The sequence below is a fragment of the Blautia sp. aa_0143 genome (assembly GCF_004167315.1).
GTDB classification, from domain to species: Bacteria; Bacillota; Clostridia; order Lachnospirales; family Lachnospiraceae; genus Blautia_A; species Blautia_A fusiformis.
In genome coordinates, this window is record NZ_RCXU01000032.1 from 1 (window position 1) to 16340 (window position 16340).

General features: G+C 44.4%; 16 protein-coding genes and 1 riboswitch. Of the genes, 9 read left to right on the forward strand and 7 right to left on the reverse strand.

Annotated elements, in window-relative coordinates; translation table 11 throughout:
* Positions 1 to 144: 144 nt before the first annotated feature.
* Entirely contained in the window at positions 145 to 1677 is a 1533-nt protein-coding gene (gene putP, locus EAI83_RS14420) for a sodium/proline symporter PutP (protein WP_110103526.1), read from the forward strand.
* A gap of 115 nt (positions 1678 to 1792) precedes the next feature.
* On the opposite strand, the gene folK is transcribed toward putP, so the two are convergent.
* The 6 genes from folK to EAI83_RS14450 all read right to left on the reverse strand — a co-directional run bounded on the left by folK (position 1793) and on the right by EAI83_RS14450 (position 5573).
* Entirely contained in the window at positions 1793 to 2623 is an 831-nt protein-coding gene (gene folK / locus EAI83_RS14425; protein ID WP_129975864.1) for a 2-amino-4-hydroxy-6-hydroxymethyldihydropteridine diphosphokinase, read from the reverse strand.
* A gap of 9 nt (positions 2624 to 2632) precedes the next feature.
* Positions 2633 to 3439 (reverse strand): dihydropteroate synthase, encoded by an 807-nt coding sequence (gene folP / locus EAI83_RS14430; protein ID WP_129975866.1) that lies wholly within the window; start codon positions 3437 to 3439, stop codon positions 2633 to 2635.
* A gap of 11 nt (positions 3440 to 3450) precedes the next feature.
* Complete coding sequence (locus tag EAI83_RS14435; RefSeq protein ID WP_021651470.1) at positions 3451 to 3927, reverse strand: HD domain-containing protein; 477 nt, start codon at positions 3925 to 3927, stop codon at positions 3451 to 3453.
* Positions 3927 to 4484, reverse strand: coding sequence for a GTP cyclohydrolase I FolE (gene folE, locus EAI83_RS14440; protein ID WP_015524935.1), 558 nt, complete (start codon positions 4482 to 4484; stop codon positions 3927 to 3929). Before folE ends, EAI83_RS14435 begins: the two co-directional genes overlap by 1 nt.
* A 144-nt stretch (positions 4485 to 4628) precedes the next feature.
* Positions 4629 to 4725: riboswitch (THF riboswitch) on the reverse strand.
* A 219-nt stretch (positions 4726 to 4944) separates the two neighbouring features.
* Positions 4945 to 5220, reverse strand: coding sequence for a hypothetical protein (locus tag EAI83_RS14445; RefSeq protein ID WP_015524936.1), 276 nt, complete (start codon positions 5218 to 5220; stop codon positions 4945 to 4947).
* Positions 5217 to 5573 carry a hypothetical protein gene (locus EAI83_RS14450; RefSeq protein WP_022426549.1) on the reverse strand — a complete coding sequence of 119 codons (357 nt, stop codon included), beginning with the start codon at positions 5571 to 5573 and terminating at the stop codon, positions 5217 to 5219. Before EAI83_RS14450 ends, EAI83_RS14445 begins: the two co-directional genes overlap by 4 nt.
* A gap of 106 nt (positions 5574 to 5679) precedes the next feature.
* Between EAI83_RS14450 and EAI83_RS17710 the strand changes: the two genes are divergently transcribed.
* Positions 5680 to 5814: a hypothetical protein gene (locus tag EAI83_RS17710; RefSeq protein ID WP_268872674.1), complete on the forward strand. Its 135-nt coding sequence runs from the start codon at positions 5680 to 5682 to the stop codon at positions 5812 to 5814.
* 19 nt (positions 5815 to 5833) lie between these two features.
* Here the strand turns inward: EAI83_RS17710 and EAI83_RS14455 are convergent, their stop codons facing one another.
* Complete coding sequence (locus tag EAI83_RS14455; RefSeq protein ID WP_015524939.1) at positions 5834 to 6133, reverse strand: hypothetical protein; 300 nt, start codon at positions 6131 to 6133, stop codon at positions 5834 to 5836.
* 174 nt (positions 6134 to 6307) lie between these two features.
* On the opposite strand from EAI83_RS14455, the gene EAI83_RS14460 reads away from it, so the two are divergent.
* The 7 genes from EAI83_RS14460 to miaB all read left to right on the forward strand — a co-directional run bounded on the left by EAI83_RS14460 (position 6308) and on the right by miaB (position 16236).
* Positions 6308 to 7576 carry a cell wall hydrolase gene (locus EAI83_RS14460; protein ID WP_118753136.1) on the forward strand — a complete coding sequence of 423 codons (1269 nt, stop codon included), beginning with the start codon at positions 6308 to 6310 and terminating at the stop codon, positions 7574 to 7576.
* Positions 7577 to 7653: 77 nt separating this feature from the next.
* The gene (gene rnhA, locus EAI83_RS14465) at positions 7654 to 8142 is read left to right on the forward strand and encodes a ribonuclease HI (protein ID WP_114002518.1); all 489 of its coding nucleotides are present in this window, start codon (positions 7654 to 7656) and stop codon (positions 8140 to 8142) included.
* 612 nt (positions 8143 to 8754) lie between these two features.
* Positions 8755 to 9981, forward strand: a complete 1227-nt coding sequence (gene tyrS / locus EAI83_RS14470) for a tyrosine--tRNA ligase (protein ID WP_118062874.1) — start codon at positions 8755 to 8757, stop codon at positions 9979 to 9981.
* 86 nt (positions 9982 to 10067) lie between these two features.
* The gene (gene alaS / locus EAI83_RS14475) at positions 10068 to 12710 is read left to right on the forward strand and encodes an alanine--tRNA ligase (protein WP_129975869.1); all 2643 of its coding nucleotides are present in this window, start codon (positions 10068 to 10070) and stop codon (positions 12708 to 12710) included.
* Positions 12711 to 12875: 165 nt separating this feature from the next.
* Positions 12876 to 13052: a 30S ribosomal protein S21 gene (gene rpsU / locus EAI83_RS14480; RefSeq protein WP_004222305.1), complete on the forward strand. Its 177-nt coding sequence runs from the start codon at positions 12876 to 12878 to the stop codon at positions 13050 to 13052.
* 80 nt (positions 13053 to 13132) lie between these two features.
* Positions 13133 to 14707, forward strand: coding sequence for a cardiolipin synthase (gene cls / locus EAI83_RS14485; RefSeq protein WP_129975871.1), 1575 nt, complete (start codon positions 13133 to 13135; stop codon positions 14705 to 14707).
* Positions 14708 to 14808: 101 nt separating this feature from the next.
* A complete protein-coding gene (miaB, locus tag EAI83_RS14490; RefSeq protein ID WP_129975873.1) occupies positions 14809 to 16236 on the forward strand; it encodes a tRNA (N6-isopentenyl adenosine(37)-C2)-methylthiotransferase MiaB in 1428 nt (475 codons plus the stop codon).
* Positions 16237 to 16340 lie beyond the last annotated feature (104 nt).

A 16340-nucleotide genomic window follows, 5' to 3' on the forward strand; every position in this document is an offset into this window, starting at 1 on the left:
TGGGAAGCAACATTCTATCATATTAGAAGGATGAAATAGGGCAAAGAAATTAGCCTTATTTATTTTGCCCTATAATAGGGATGCATAAGCAAAATCCCTCATGTTCTGTAATTTTAAAGCAGAAACATGGAAGGGAGAGAAACAATGACAACAGCACATATTTGTATAATGGCAGCCATTATCGTCTATCTGGGTGCAATGATCTTTGTAGGTTATCTTTGCTCCAAGAACAATAATGACAGTTCTGATTTCTATCTTGGAGGACGAAAGCTTGGTCCACTTGTCACAGCTATGAGTGCAGAGGCTTCTGACATGAGCAGCTGGCTTCTGATGGGCCTGCCGGGACTTGCTTATCTTACCGGTATTGCAGATGCAGGCTGGACAGCCATTGGCCTTGCGATCGGAACTTACGTAAACTGGAGGATCGTGGCAAAAAGAATCCGCCGCTACACACATGTGGCAGGAAATTCCATTACATTGCCATCCTTTTTCAGTAATCGTTACAGAGATGAGAAAAAGATCCTGCAGTCTATCGGAGCGATTTTTATCGTGATCTTTTTTATTCCGTATACAGCTTCCGGATTTGCAGCCTGTGGTAAACTTTTTGCAAGTCTCTTCGGTGTAAAATATCTGCCAGCTATGATCATCAGTGCACTGGTCATCGTTGGATACACCACACTGGGAGGATTCCTGGCAGCATCTACCACGGACTTTATCCAGAGTATCATCATGTCCATCGCTCTTGTGATCGTATTTGTATTCGGGATCAGCACAGCAGGTGGTATTGAAGCAGTTGCAGACCATGCAAGATCACTGCCCGGATATCTGACTATGTTTACTACATATGATCCAACAACCGGAACAGAACAGGCATATCCACTGCTTAATATCATTTCCATGCTTGCATGGGGACTTGGATATTTCGGAATGCCGCATATTCTTCTTCGTTTCATGGCGATCGAAGACGAAGAGAAGCTTACACTTTCCAGAAGAGTAGCAACTACATGGGTAGTGATCTCACTGGCAGTAGCAGTACTGATCGGTGTGGTAGGACTTGGAATGACAGCAGCAGGAGAGTTTGACCTTCTGGAAGGCTCCGCATCTGAGACAATTATCGTTCAGATCGCAGATCTTCTCAGTAAACATGGTGTAATTGCAGCAATCCTTGCAGGACTCATCCTTGCAGGAATCCTGGCATCCACCATGTCAACTGCAGATTCTCAGCTCCTGGCAGCATCCTCAGCAGTTTCTTCCGACCTTCTCGGAAGTATCCTGAAGGATAAAGAAACAAAAAAAGAAAGCATGGTAGCCGATAAGATCACGCTTCTTCTCATCGCAGTAGTAGCCATGTTTATTGCCCGCGACCCGAACAGCTCTGTGTTTACTATCGTATCCTTTGCCTGGGCAGGCTTCGGAGCCGTATTCGGCCCGGTGGTACTTCTAGCATTATTCTGGAGACGTTCCAACTGGCAGGGAGCCCTAGCAGGAATGATCTGTGGCGGTTCCATGGTATTTATCTGGAAATACGGAATCAGCACGCTCGGCGGCGCCTGGGGAATCTATGAACTTCTTCCCGCATTCCTGGTGGCCATTGCAGCAAACATCATCGTCAGCCTCATTACCAAGGCACCATCCAAAGAGATCACCGACGAATTCGACCTGGTAAACCAGAAATAAAATATTTTTTAGATAATAGTCAATAATTCACACTGATACAAAACAAGCCCGATACAGATTGTAGTAAAGATATCTGTATCGGGCTTGTTATCTTTTTATTATTTAATAAATAAAGTCACACCGCCAAAGTTTTTCCCTCAAGCTTTTTTAACAACTGCTCCATTGTTAAATTCAACACCGGATGCCGAAGATACGGTGCGATCTCCACCATAGGCTTCAAAACAAAATCCCTGTTTTCCATATCAATATGAGGCACATGTAGTTCCACTGTATCAATGATCTCATTATCGTAAAACAGAATATCCAGATCCAGTGTCCTTGGTCCCCAGTGAATGATCCTTTTCCGGTCCGCAGCCTGTTCCAGCACATGCAGCCTGTCAAGAAGCTCCTCCGGAGAAAGCAGCGTCCGGACTCTTAAGGCTCCGTTGAGAAACTCATCCTGCTCCACATCCCCATAAGGCTCCGTTACAAGATACTCGGAAACCTTTTCAACAACAATCTCTTTCATATCCCGAAGACCCTGGATCGCATTGTCCAGGTATTTCTTCTTATCCCCCATATTGGAACCAAAAGCAATATAAGCCGTATGCCAGCCTCGGGTAATTCCCACAGCAACGGTTTTCAGCGGAAGGCCTACCGGAGCCCAGGGCTTTTCAATACGGAGAGTGATCTTTTTAAGAAGAGGGAGAGAAAGCAGCAGCGTCTCTGCCAGATTCTCCACAGCAGCCTCCAGAAGTTTATAAGTATTTTTCTGAAGAAAATCGGTGATCATATGACTGACTTCTCCATAATTGATGGAAGCAGAAAGATCATCTGTCAGCCCTGCCGGACGTGTTTCTGTATACATAACAGCAGAAACAACAAATTTCTGTCCGAGAGCTGTTTCTTCCGGAAACACACCATGGTTTGCAAAAATCTCAAGATCTCTGATTTCGATTTTATCCATCAGTTCCTCCTAACGTCCCAGAATAGCTTCTGTCATCTGGATGACGCGTTTATTTTCTTTGATGTCATGAACACGGACAAATGCACAACCCTTCATAACACCGATCACCGATGTGGCAAGAGTTCCCTCTACACGCTGATCTACAGGAAGATCAAGGGCAAGTCCGATCATGGATTTTCTGGAGGTACCAAGAAGCACCGGATATCCCAGCTTCCGGAAAAGCTCCAGATTATCCATGGTCATCAGGTTCATCTCATATGTTTTACCAAATCCGACACCAGGATCAAGGATGATCTTATCATCGGCAATGCCGGCACGTTTGGCAATATTGACACATTCCTGGGTTTCTGCCAGCATATCCACAATAAAATTATTGTATTCAGTATTATCTTTGTTATGCATCAGACAGCAAGGAGCCTGATATCTGGCAATGACAGGAGCCATTTCAGGATCATATTTCAGTCCCCAGATGTCATTGATAAGATCTGCTCCGTGTTTCAGGGCTTCTTCCGCAACACATCCCTTATAGGTATCTACAGAGATGGGGATATCAAAACGCCCTTTTACTGCTTCGATAACAGGAAGAATACGCTCGATCTCCTCCTGTGCGCCAACCGGTGTATGCCCCGGACGTGTGGATTCCCCACCGATATCAAGAATATCAGCACCTTCGGCGATCATAGCTTCTGTATGTTTCAGGGCATGCTCCATATCGTTCCATTTTCCGCCATCTGAGAAAGAATCCGGTGTAACATTTAGGATACCCATAATATATGTTTTGTTTTTTACATCAAACTCACGATTTCCGATTTTCATGGAAAAACCTCCTAATATTGGATCGTCATATTTTTTTTAGCAGGAGACCAGTAACATTCCGGCTCTGCTTTACAGGAAAAACAGTTTCTGGAGCTTTTGTCCGCAGTATAGAGCAGTTTTCCAAGAACTGTCGGATCCGTCTGAGCTCTGTGACCACGTATTGCCGCAATGATCGCTTCCATTTCTTCCATAGAAAATCCAAGCTCGTTTAAGATCTGTCCTGCGATAGCAGCACCGGCCTCATCATGAGGAGTGCCATCTTCATACTGTCTGGCCCGTCCGATATCGTGAAGAAGGGCAGTACAGTAGATCAGTTCCTTTGAAACAGGAGCATTTTCCTCAAGTGCCCGGATATAGGCAAGGCGTGCCACATCCAAAAAATGCTCCGGTGTATGTCTGCAGAATTCACGGTCAGTCTCCAGAAGCTGAAGCTTATTAAGCTCATTCTGATAAAGCGGATGATTCCAGATCTGATTCACTCTGTCCATCAGTCCTTGACCATAGCAAGGAACTGTTTCTGAAGCTCCATATTTTCTTTAAATTCACCTCTGGTAACAGTCGTAACCGTTTTGCTTCCCGGCTTTTTGATCCCACGCATGGTCATGCAGGTATGCTCCGCTTCCAGCATAACCATGATTCCCTTAGGAGCGAGAACACGTTCCAGCGCATCTGCGATCTGCACAGTCAGACGTTCCTGGATCTGCGGTCTTCTTGCATACACATCAACGGTACGGGCCAGCTTGCTTAAGCCGGTAACCTTGCCATTTGGGATATATGCGATATGAGCTTTACCGTAAAAAGGCATAAGATGATGTTCGCACATGGAATAAAAGGTAATATCCTTTTCCAGAACCATTTCATTGTTCTCTACATGAAACTGTTTCTGAAGATGTTCATCCGCTTCATTATCAAGTCCGCCATAAATTTCCTCGCACATGCGGGCGATACGTTCCGGAGTTCCCTGCAGTCCCTCTCTGTTTACATCCTCGCCGATTCCCTCGAGAAGAAGCTTGATCGCCTCTTCAACTTTTGCTTTGTCTACCATAAATAACAACCTCCATTTGTTAAAAAAATCACGTTTTTCGGAGACTGTCTCTTTTATTTTTGCGCATAAAAAAAGATATCTCCAATTGTAATAGAACGTATGTCGAAAAAGCCCTACACAATATGAGATATTCTCTTATATTGCTGCAACGGGTGCGGATTTCATACCGTAAGACGTACTTTTCGTTCTGGCGACAACTCCCCATTCGCCAAACACTTGACGCATAAAATCCTATTTTGCATATCATTCATTTCACGGACAAGTATACCATATACTGATATAAGAAGAAAGGGAAAATGATAAAAAAATATCACAAAAATAGGGAATATGTTCTATGAATTATGCGATAGAATTTATGGATATGTCAGATTTTTGCAGATTATATTCCGACAAATATAAAAAGAATTATAAAGTAGAAAATCCCGGAACAGAAAACCGCTGTTCCGGGATCACAGAGCTGTTAATGACGTATCATTTTCATCAAATTCACAATTCTGTCAAGCTTAGCTGCCTCTGCCGGACTTTTCCCCATTTTCAGAACTTCTATGATAGTGGAGATCTCATCAGAGCTGAAATTTAAGCCCGCATTTTTTCCTTTAGAAGCTGCGCCCATGATAAAAGGCAGAAGTTCGGACGGATTTTTCCCCAATCCCTGATCTGCCAGACCCTGAAGCATGGAAAGCTTCTGAGGGTCCATTCCGGAAAGCCGGGGATTATTTTTCCAGTCATCACTCATGGATTCTCACCTCCTGACGAATCTTCATTCATGATCTGAAGCATCTGGATCGTAGCCATAAGACTGGTGATATGATCGATCTGACGGCGATTTTCTCCGCCACAGCACTTACGGATATCCTGCAGCATTTCCAGAGGATCGGTGCCGGAAAAACCGGTAGCCTGCAGATCGGCTGTTCTACGGCTGCTTTGAAAAAGCGACATGGTATTCCGAAGTTCCCGGACTTTCGTATACACAGATAAAAACCGCTGCCCGGAAGAAGGAAGGTACGGGATCATGGCTTTCAGCATCTGATCCTGGTCACTTTCCACCATTTCATCCAGAGCAGTACGTGCGATAGGCTCCTGTTCCATAAAAAAATCCTTTTTCCTGAAATCTATGAATTTGCAGAAAGAAATATGACAGAAACCTTCTCTGGTCATATTATATATAGAAGAAATTTTTCAAAGGAATGTGATTATGGAATCTGAAAAAAAACAGGAACTTGTCATTGATGGAAATTCTTTTTATGAAATAGATCTGAAATGTCTGGAAGAGAAAAAACAGAAACAGGAGGAAACAAAAAAACGGCAGCAGAAAAGGCAGAGGAAATAACCTCTGCCTTTTCAAAAGATCAGCAGCAATTGTTGCAGCCGCATCCATTTCCGCACAAAAGCAGAAGAAGGATGATGATCCAACAGCTGTCGTTGCAGCCGTTGTTATTACAGCCACAGCCACTGTTGTTTCCACAGCAACACATCAGACAGATGATCCAAAGGATACAGGAGCAGCTGTTTCCACCGTTTCCAAACAGGGAATTTCCGCAGCCATTATTACAGCCACAGTTATTGTTACATCCACATCCTGTGCTACATCCGGAATCACAACCACATCCGCAATCACATCCACAATTGGTAGCCGCTAAGTCACTCATCGATAAGTCCTCCAGCAAATTTTATTTACACTTCATCATATGGCAGGAGTCCGTCCACAGTTACAAAAAAGTTGACAGTGTTTATTCATTACGATATAATAAACGAAATGTAACATTTTTGTAATTTTTGAGACAAACTAGCTTTTATATCTAAAACAGGAAATGGGGAAAATTATGAAGAGTTTCAGAACAAAAAAATGGCTGAAGGGTCTGATGCTTGCCATGCTGCTGATCGTGGGAAGCACAGTTTTTTCTGCTTCTGCAAAAGAGGTACAGGCTGCCACTGCAGGCTTTAAAACTATCGATGGAAAAACATACTACATAAAAAGTGATGGGAGCAAGCAGAAAGGCTGGATGACCCTGGGCGGATACAAGTACTACTTTAACACAAAGACCGGAGTACAGGTAAAGGGCTGGATGAAGGTCAATGGCAAATATACCTACTATTTTACAAAAGGCAAGGGTGTTATGGCAACCGGCTGGATGACAGATTCCAAAGGCCATAAGCGCTATTTCAATCCCAAAACAGGTAAGCTTACCACAGGCTGGGTAAACTGCAGCAAGGGAAGGAAACGTTATTTCACAAAAGGCGGAGGCATTATGGCAACCGGCTGGCTCACCAACAGCAAAGGGCAGAAACGTTATTTTTACAAAACTTCCGGTTATATGGCAATCAAATGGGTAAAAAACAAATCCAAAAATATCAGCTACTATTTTGCCACCAGTACCGGTTATATGTATACTGGTCTGAAGACGATCAATCAGAAGAACTATTATTTTAAATCCAACGGTGTCATGGCAGTAAGTACCTCCGTAACAGTGAATGGAATTACATACTCCATCGCAGCAGACGGAGTGGCCACTGCGAAGACTACCAAACCAAATCTAAATGTCAGCAATGGAGATGTCAAAGTTTACGATACCAAAAACAGCAGATATTACACTATGGTAAAAGAATATAAGAGCCATCCTGGAATAGCCAACGGCAAGACATCCGATGAAGCACTTCTGGCCGCGCTTTGCGAATCAGAAGCAGGCGATCAGGGCAAGATCGGAATGGAAGCAGTAGCACTTTGTGTTCTGAATCGTACGATCAAATCAGACAAGGAATTTCCATCTACGATACGAGGTGTGATCTATGAGAATATCGGAAGCAGCACAACCCCACAGTATTCTGTAGTGCGGAACGGGGCCCTTCTCAAACGTCTCAATGGTCAGTTTGAAAACCGTACTCTTGCTTATCAGGCTGCAAGAGAAGCAATGACTATTTTCAATAAACATGTCACTTCCGGCAAAGCCAGAACACTCAGAGGATTTAAACAGAAAGATTTTAATTATATGTATTTCATGATGACCAGCTATTTCTGGAACCAGAATCTGAATTTCAGCAAAGTGAAATATGAAACTTATAAAGGCCATACATTTTTTGTAGACTGGGTATAAGCAACATAGTCTCCGGCAGTAAACTTTGAACAAACAGGCGTATGGACATAAAATTGAAAATTTAAGGAGAAGCAAATATGCAGGTGAAAATCTATACGGATGGTGCAGCCCGGGGAAATCCGGATGGACCGGGAGGCTACGGAGCAGTTCTTCAGTACATCGATACCAAAGGCCAGTTACATGAACGTGAACTGTCCAGAGGCTACAAAAAAACCACAAACAACCGGATGGAGCTGATGGCAGCCATCGTAGCACTGGAAGCACTGAACCGCCCCTGCCAGGTGGATCTGTATTCCGATTCCAAATATCTAGTAGATGCTTTTAATCAGCACTGGATCGATTCCTGGCTAAAGAAAAACTGGAAACGTGGAAAAAACGAAGATGTGAAGAATGTAGATCTCTGGAAACGCCTTTTAAAGGCCAAGGAGCAGCATCAGGTAAGCTTCCACTGGGTTAAGGGACATGCAGATAATCCGTTAAATGAACGGTGTGATCAGCTTGCCACATCAGCGGCAGACGGCAATGACCTTTACGTAGATGAAGGAATAAATGGCTTACAGAAATAAAAGTTCCACTTATCACTCACAGAAAACCCGAAACATACCGCGCGAATTTATGCGATCAGCGTAAATTCTGTGCATCGCGAAGCGTGTTACTGAGAACAGAGTAAAAAGTAACATTCTGCCACTTTAAGTTGTCAAAGCAATATTAAAATTTCTTGACAAACAAAAAAGCAGTTTGTATACTTCATATAGTATAGTAAAAGGCTTGGAAGGGAAGAAGTAGCTTGAGGAAAACCCCACAGAGAGCAGCCGGCAGGTGAGAGGCGCAGGGTAGAACTTTTGTGAATACATCCCGGAGCTGCGCACCGAATCGGGACTTGATACTGTAAATTATAAACTTTATAATAATAGCGTATTATAGATAGGCTGCGACGGAATGGCACCCGTTATTGTGCTGAAGTGGTTTTATATCTTGATATATATGGATATAACGGGATGTAGATTCACTTTATGAGGCAGGAAATGCGAGTTTTCTGTAAATTTAGGTGGTAACGCGGGACCCGGTTCTCGTCCTAAACGGACAGGAACCGGGCATTTTTATTTTTTACGCTGATACTGTAAATTATAAACTTTAATAAAAGCGTAAACATAAAAGCTATACAGGAGGAAAGAACAATGACAGTTTGGGAAGAACTGAAAGCACGTGGCCTGATCGCACAGGTTACAGACGAAGACGAGATCAAAGAGATGGTAAATAACGGAAAAGCCACATTCTATATTGGCTTTGACCCTACAGCAGACAGCCTTCATGTAGGTCACTTCATGGCTCTTTGCCTGATGAAGAGACTGCAGATGGCAGGAAACCGTCCGATCGCCCTTCTCGGCGGCGGAACAGGAATGATCGGTGACCCGTCCGGAAGGACCGATATGCGTCAGATGCTGACAAAAGAAACCATCCAGCACAATATTGACTGCTTCAAGCAGCAGATGAGCCGTTTCATCGATTTCTCTGATGGAAAAGCTCTTATGGTAAACAATGCTGACTGGCTTATGAACCTTAACTATGTAGAGCTTCTCCGTGAGGTAGGTGCTCACTTTTCCGTAAACCGTATGCTGACAGCAGAGTGCTACAAACAGCGTATGGAGCGAGGCTTAAGCTTCCTGGAATTTAACTACATGATCATGCAGAGCTACGACTTCTACATGCTGTACCAGAAATACGGCTGCAACATGCAGTTCGGTGGCGATGACCAGTGGAGCAACATGCTTGGCGGTACCGAGCTGATCCGCCGTAAGCTTGGCAAGGATGCCTATGCCATGACCATCACACTGCTTCTCAATTCTGAGGGCAAAAAAATGGGAAAAACACAGTCCGGAGCTGTATGGCTTGATCCGAATAAGACATCCCCGTTCGATTTCTACCAGTACTGGAGAAATGTAGACGATGCTGACGTTATCAAATGTATGCGTCTTCTTACTTTCCTTCCTCTTGAGGAGATCGACGAGATGGCCAAATGGGAAGGTAGCGAGCTGAACAAAGCCAAGGAGATCCTTGCATACCAGCTGACAGAGCTTGTACACGGTGAGGAGGAAGCCAAGAAAGCACAGGAGGGTGCCCGCGCACTGTTCTCAGGTGCAGATACTTCTCATATGCCTACAACAGAGCTTTCAGCGGAAGATTTTGACGAGGAAGGAAAAATCGATCTGATCACACTTCTTGTAAAAGCAGAGCTGGTACCAAGCCGTTCCGAAGGCCGCCGTGCGATCCAGCAGGGTGGTGTATCCATCGATGGTGAGAAACTCACCGACATTTACCACACGGTTGAGAAGGATGCTTTTGCAGGAGACGGGATCGTCCTGAAACGAGGCAAGAAAAAATTCAAAAAGATCTGTGTAAAATAATTTCCCATATCTGTGACATTTCCGGGATAAAGCTACAACATTCCGGAAATGCTGACAGATGGGGTTGACACAAGGAGGATAACAACATGAAAAAGTACGGAGTGAACGAACTTCGTAAGATGTTCCTTGACTTTATGGAGAGCAAGGGTCATCTTGTAATGAAAAGCTTTTCCCTGGTTCCTCAGGGAGACAAGAGTCTTCTGCTGATCAATGCAGGTATGGCTCCGCTGAAACCATATTTTACAGGTGCTGAGAAGCCGCCAAGAACAAGAGTAACAACCTGCCAGAAATGTATCCGTACCGGTGATATCGAAAATGTAGGTAAAACCGCACGTCACGGTACATTCTTTGAGATGCTTGGAAACTTCTCTTTTGGTGATTACTTCAAGAGAGAAGCGATCCACTGGTCCTGGGAGTTTCTTACTGAGGTTGTAGGGCTTGATGCAGACCGCCTCTACCCATCCATTTACCTGGATGATGATGAAGCCTTCGATATCTGGAACAAAGAGGTAGGGATTCCGTCTGAACGTATTTTCCGTTTCGGAAAAGAAGATAACTTCTGGGAACATGGTGCCGGTCCGTGCGGTCCATGTTCTGAGATCTATTATGACCGAGGAGAGAAATACGGCTGCGGCAAACCTGGCTGTACGGTAGGCTGTGACTGCGACCGTTACATGGAAGTATGGAACAACGTTTTCACACAGTTCGAAAACGATGGAAACGGAAACTATACAACACTGAAACAGAAGAACATCGATACCGGTATGGGACTTGAACGTCTTGCTGTAGTTGTTCAGGATGTAGATTCTATTTTTGATGTAGATACTATCTGTGCACTTCGTAATCTTGTATGCGAGATCGCACATAAAGAATATGAGAAGAACTATGCAGACGATGTTTCCATCCGTCTGATCACAGACCATATCCGTTCCGCGACATTTATGATCTCCGATGGAATCATGCCGACAAATGAGGGACGTGGATACGTTCTCCGTCGCCTGATCCGCCGCGCTGCACGTCACGGACGTCTTCTTGGCATCGAGGGAACATTCCTTGCAAAATTAAGCGCACAGGTGATCGAGAGCTCCAAAGCCGGTTATCCGGAACTTGAGGAGAAGAAAGAGTTTATCTTCCGTGTTCTTACAAACGAGGAGAATCAGTTTAACAAGACCATCGATCAGGGTCTCCGCATCCTTTCCGACATGGAAGAGGATATGAAGAAAGCCGGCGAGAAAACTCTTTCCGGTGACAATGCATTCAAACTTTATGATACTTACGGATTCCCTCTTGACCTCACAAAGGAGATCCTTGAGGAAAAAGGCTACGGCATTGACGAGGAAGGATTCCAGAAAGCCATGGAAGAGCAGAGAGTCAAAGCCCGTACAGCCCGTGAAGTAACCAACTATATGGGTGCGGACGCAACTGTATATGATGATATTGATGTCAATGTAACAACTGAATTCGTTGGCTATGATCATCTGACATTTGACTCAAAAGTAACTGTCCTTACTACAGAGACAGAGATCGTGGATTCTCTTACAGAGGGACAGAAGGGTACCGTATTTGTAGAGCAGACTCCTTTCTATGCAACCATGGGTGGACAGGAAGGCGATATCGGTGTGATCGAGACAGCAAATGGCAAGTTTGTTGTTGAGGACACCATCAAGCTCCGTGGCGGCAAATTCGGCCATGTAGGACATATGGAGTCCGGCATGATCTCCACAGGTGAGACCGTATCCCTGAAAGTAAACGAAGATGCAAGAAAAGATACCGAGAAGAACCACAGTGCGACACATCTTCTTCAGAAAGCGCTGAAAACAGTTCTTGGTTCCCACGTAGAGCAGAAAGGTTCTCTGGTAACACCGGACAGACTTCGTTTTGACTTTGCTCATTTCCAGGCTATGACAGCTGAGGAGATCCAGGCAACAGAAGATCTTGTAAACAAAGAGATTCAGGCAGGCCTTGAAGTACACACAGACATCATGGATGTAGAAGAGGCTAAGAAATCCGGAGCAATGGCACTCTTCGGTGAGAAATACGACCAGAAGGTACGTGTGGTATCTATGGGAGACTTCTCCAAAGAGCTCTGTGGTGGTACTCATGTAAAGAATACAAGCTCCATCATGCTCTTTAAGATCGTTTCCGAATCCGGTATCGCAGCTGGTGTACGCCGTATTGAGGCACTTACCGGCAAAGCAGTTATCGAATACTACAGAAAGCAGGAAGAGCTTCTCCATGAGGCTGCAAAAGCATTAAAGGCCAATACAACAGAGGTTGTAGAAAAGATCGGCCATCTTCAGGCTGAGGTAAAAGCTCTTCAGAGCGAAAATGAATCTCTCAAGAGCAAAGCTGCCCAGAGTGCACTTGGCGATGTCATGGATAAAGTTGTTGAAGTAAACGGCGTAAAACTTCTTGCAGCCAAAGTTGAGGGCGTTGACATGAATGGCCTGAGAGACCTTGGTGACAAACTGAAAGAGCAGCTTGGCGAAGGAGTTGTCCTTCTTGCAGCAGTAAACGGCGGCAAGGTAAATCTCCTTGCAATGGCGACTGACGCAGCTCAGAAAGCAGGCGCCCATGCAGGAAATCTGATCAAGGCTGTAGCAGCCATCGTTGGCGGTGGCGGCGGCGGACGTCCGAACATGGCACAGGCCGGCGGAAAGAATCCGGAGAAGGCACAGGAAGCTATGGACGCAGCAGCAGGAATCCTTGAAAAACAGCTCACAAAATAACAAAATTGTGCGTGATCTACAATTTTGACATTTTTTTCATAAAAATCGAAAAAGATGTTGACGAAACCACATGTTATGCTATATAATAACACTCGTGCAAGAAAAATACCCAGACAGTTGTATTTTAGCACAATCTACAACTGGAGGGAGGTTAGGTGTGAGTCTATGTCAAACGTTATCGTAAAAGAGAACGAGACTTTAGATAGCGCTCTTCGCAGATTCAAGAGAAGCTGTGCTAAAGCGGGAATCCAGCAGGAAATCCGTAAGAGAGAGCATTACGAGAAGCCAAGCGTTCGTCGTAAGAAAAAATCTGAAGCCGCAAGAAAACGTAAATATAATTAATTGTGCGCAAAAATCCCTGGCTGTATGGTCAGGGATTTTTAATTAAATAGAAACAGGAACGTTTGACGAAGGAAAGAAATATGAATTTGTTTATTAAACTGATTATCAAACCATTGCGATCGCTCCTTAAATTATTATTTAATCGAATTTTTTATGTAGCTCTGGCTCTTGTTGTGCAGCTGGCATGGCTGCTGATCGCCCTTTTCCGGCTTATGGAATACTCCAGATGGGTGACGATCGGAATGCAGGCCATAGGTTTTCTGGTTGTTCTGTGGATCGTAAATAAAAAGATCAATCCATCTTATAAGCTCGCCTGGACGATGCTGATCCTTATTTTTCCGGTATTTGGTGTTTCCCTGTACCTTCTTTTCGGTAAGTCACGGATCGGCGCTGTAATGGAGCAGCATTATCAGAATCTTATTGATGAAACTGCTGAATACCTGGAAGGCTCAGAGCTCACAAGAAAACGTTTAAACGAAGACGACCGTTCCATGAGGATCCAGTCGGATTACATCTGGCAGTATTCAAGATATCCGGTTCACGAGAATACCACAGCAGAGTATTTTCAGGTAGGAGATGATATGTTTCCGGTTCTGGTGCATGAACTGGAGCAGGCAAAGCATTTTATTTTTATCGAATATTTCATCATAAATGACGGGGTAATGTGGCAGACGATCCTTAATATCCTTGAAAAAAAGGCTAAAGAAGGAGTGGATGTCCGACTGATCTATGATGGCTTCGGCTGCCTTACCACATTGCCATACAAGTATGATCAGGAGATGCGCCGGCGAGGAATCAAATGCGAAGTATTCAACCGGTTCCGTCCGATTCTTAATATTATCCAGAATAACCGTGACCACCGTAAGATCTGTGTGATCGATGGCTGGACCGGTTTTACCGGCGGCATCAACCTGGCTGACGAATATATCAATCAGCGAAAACGGTTTGGCCACTGGAAGGATACAGCCGTTATGCTGAAAGGAGAAGGCGTCTGGAATATGACAGCTATGTTCCTATATATGTGGGGAATCGTTACCAGAACAGATACTTCTCTTGATTTCGGAAATTATGTTCCGCACAGGTGGCACCCCAACGAATTTCCGGGAAACGGTTATGTCCAGCCATTCTGTGATTCCCCCCTGGACGATGAGATCGTAGGAGAGAACGTTTATCTTAATATTATCAATCGCGCCAAAAACTATGTTTATATCTGCACACCATATCTGATCATAGATAATGAGATGATGACCGCCCTGTGCCTCGCTGCAAAAAGCGGTGTGGATGTCCGGCTCATGACACCAGGTATCCCGGACAAAAAAATGGTATTCCTGCTGACACAGTCTTATTATAAGCAGCTTCTGGAAGCAGGTGTAAAGATCTACGAATACCAGCCGGGATTTTTACATGCAAAATCTTTTGTCTGTGATGACAAAGTAGGCGTCGTAGGAACCATAAATCTGGATTACCGAAGCCTTTATCTGCATTTTGAAGATGGTGTCTGGATGTATAAGAATGATGTGATCCTGGACATCCGGGATGATTTTACAGAAACCCTGGAGTACTGTGATCCCATTGATCTGGCATTCTGCCAGAAGAGAAATATTGTGGTACGTGCCATTCAGAATGTATTGAGAGTTTTTGCACCGCTATTATAAAAACTCTTTGACAGACAACTGTAAATTCTGTATGATATATCAGACGGGAGTTCAATGCTCCCGTCTGATATTGTCTAAAGAAAAATAATTTATAGATACATATGAAATTTTTAGTTATTGGAGGAATTGATTTGAGCCAGAACAAAGAAACAGAGATCCAGCTTCAGTACATTGAAAAATGTAAAGAGCTTCTTGCCAAAAGCAGTACGAAACGTCCCACCTTCCACATCCAGAATGAAGGATGCCAGATGAACTCCATCCAGACAGAGTCTATTGCGGCCATCATGGAAAAAATGGGATATGAAATGGTAGATACCGAGGATGCTGATGCAGTTGTATTTAACACCTGCACAGTCCGGGAAAATGCCAATCAGAAGATCTATGGACATCTTGGACATTTAAAGAGCATCAAACGGGAGCACCCGGATATGAAGATCGTACTGTTCGGATGTATGATGCAGGAGCATCACGTAGTGGAAAAGATCCGCAAGGATTATAAATATGTAAATCTTGTATTCGGAACCCATAATATCCACAAATTCCCGGAGCTTTTTTACCGGACGCTGCAGACCGACGACCAGATCATTGATATCTGGAAGGAATCCGATGAGATCGTAGAGGGCATGCCAACTTCCCGCAAATACTCCTTCAAAACAGGAGTCAGCGTAATGTTTGGCTGCAATAACTTCTGCAGCTACTGCATCGTTCCTTATGTCCGCGGCCGCGAAAAGAGCCGCGAGCCACAGGCCATCATCCGCGAGATCGAGGAACTGGTCGCAGATGGCGTTACTGAGATCATGCTTCTTGGCCAGAATGTAAACTCCTACGGTAAAACTCTGGAAACACCGGTGACCTTTGCAGAACTTCTGAAAGAAGTGGAAAAGATTGAAGGGCTGAAGCGTATCCGTTTTATGACTTCCCATCCGAAGGACCTGTCCGATGAGCTGATCCAGACCATGGCAGAGAGCCAGAAGATCTGTCACCATCTGCATCTTCCGCTGCAGTCCGGAAGCAGCAGAGTCTTAAAGGAAATGAACCGCCGTTACGACAAGGAGAAATATCTGGAGCTGGTAAATAAGATCCGTAAGGCGATCCCGGATATTTCGCTGACAACAGATATCATGGTCGGATTTCCGGGAGAAACAGAAGAAGATTTCCAGGAAACACTGGATGTTGTAAGAAAAGCAAATTACGATACTGCCTTCACATTTATTTATTCCAAACGAAGCGGAACCCCTGCAGCCGGCATGGAAAATCAGGTGCCGGAGGACGTGGTAAAAGACCGTTTCAGCCGTCTTCTTACCCTGGTACAGGAAAAGGGCCGGGAAAATTCCTCCCGTTTCCAGGGAACCATTCAGGAAATCCTGGTAGAAGATGAAAACCGTGAGAAGGGTACTCTTACTGGCCGTACCCAGCATAATCTTCTGGTTCATTTCCCGGGAGAAAAAGATCTCATCGGCAAATATGTAAAAGTAAGCCTGGATACCTGCAAGGGGTTCTATTATTTCGGACATATCGTGGAAGAGTAGAATTATAGACAAGTCCCCACCCAATGCTTATTGCTTTTCGCAACCCCGTTGGGGACTTACCTGATTCGGCTAATTATAAGTTTATATTGCCCGCTCATTGCCAT

Bases quoted from the DNA above. Each gene is read 5' to 3' on its own strand.
- EAI83_RS14455 (WP_015524939.1), bottom strand. From the start codon at position 6,133: ATGAGTGACTTAGCGGCTACCAATTGTGGATGTGATTGCGGATGTGGT.
- EAI83_RS14450 (WP_022426549.1), bottom strand. From the start codon at position 5,573: ATGGAACAGGAGCCTATCGCACGTACTGCTCTGGATGAAATGGTGGAA.
- rpsU (WP_004222305.1), top strand. From the start codon at position 12,876: ATGTCAAACGTTATCGTAAAAGAGAACGAGACTTTAGATAGCGCTCTT.
- folK (WP_129975864.1), bottom strand. From the start codon at position 2,623: ATGGATAAAATCGAAATCAGAGATCTTGAGATTTTTGCAAACCATGGT.
- cls (WP_129975871.1), top strand. From the start codon at position 13,133: ATGAATTTGTTTATTAAACTGATTATCAAACCATTGCGATCGCTCCTT.
- putP (WP_110103526.1), top strand. From the start codon at position 145: ATGACAACAGCACATATTTGTATAATGGCAGCCATTATCGTCTATCTG.
- EAI83_RS17710 (WP_268872674.1), top strand. From the start codon at position 5,680: ATGGAATCTGAAAAAAAACAGGAACTTGTCATTGATGGAAATTCTTTT.
- EAI83_RS14460 (WP_118753136.1), top strand. From the start codon at position 6,308: ATGAAGAGTTTCAGAACAAAAAAATGGCTGAAGGGTCTGATGCTTGCC.
- tyrS (WP_118062874.1), top strand. From the start codon at position 8,755: ATGACAGTTTGGGAAGAACTGAAAGCACGTGGCCTGATCGCACAGGTT.
- EAI83_RS14435 (WP_021651470.1), bottom strand. From the start codon at position 3,927: ATGGACAGAGTGAATCAGATCTGGAATCATCCGCTTTATCAGAATGAG.
- rnhA (WP_114002518.1), top strand. From the start codon at position 7,654: ATGCAGGTGAAAATCTATACGGATGGTGCAGCCCGGGGAAATCCGGAT.
- folP (WP_129975866.1), bottom strand. From the start codon at position 3,439: ATGAAAATCGGAAATCGTGAGTTTGATGTAAAAAACAAAACATATATT.
- EAI83_RS14445 (WP_015524936.1), bottom strand. From the start codon at position 5,220: ATGAGTGATGACTGGAAAAATAATCCCCGGCTTTCCGGAATGGACCCT.
- folE (WP_015524935.1), bottom strand. From the start codon at position 4,484: ATGGTAGACAAAGCAAAAGTTGAAGAGGCGATCAAGCTTCTTCTCGAG.
- miaB (WP_129975873.1), top strand. From the start codon at position 14,809: ATGAAATTTTTAGTTATTGGAGGAATTGATTTGAGCCAGAACAAAGAA.
- alaS (WP_129975869.1), top strand. From the start codon at position 10,068: ATGAAAAAGTACGGAGTGAACGAACTTCGTAAGATGTTCCTTGACTTT.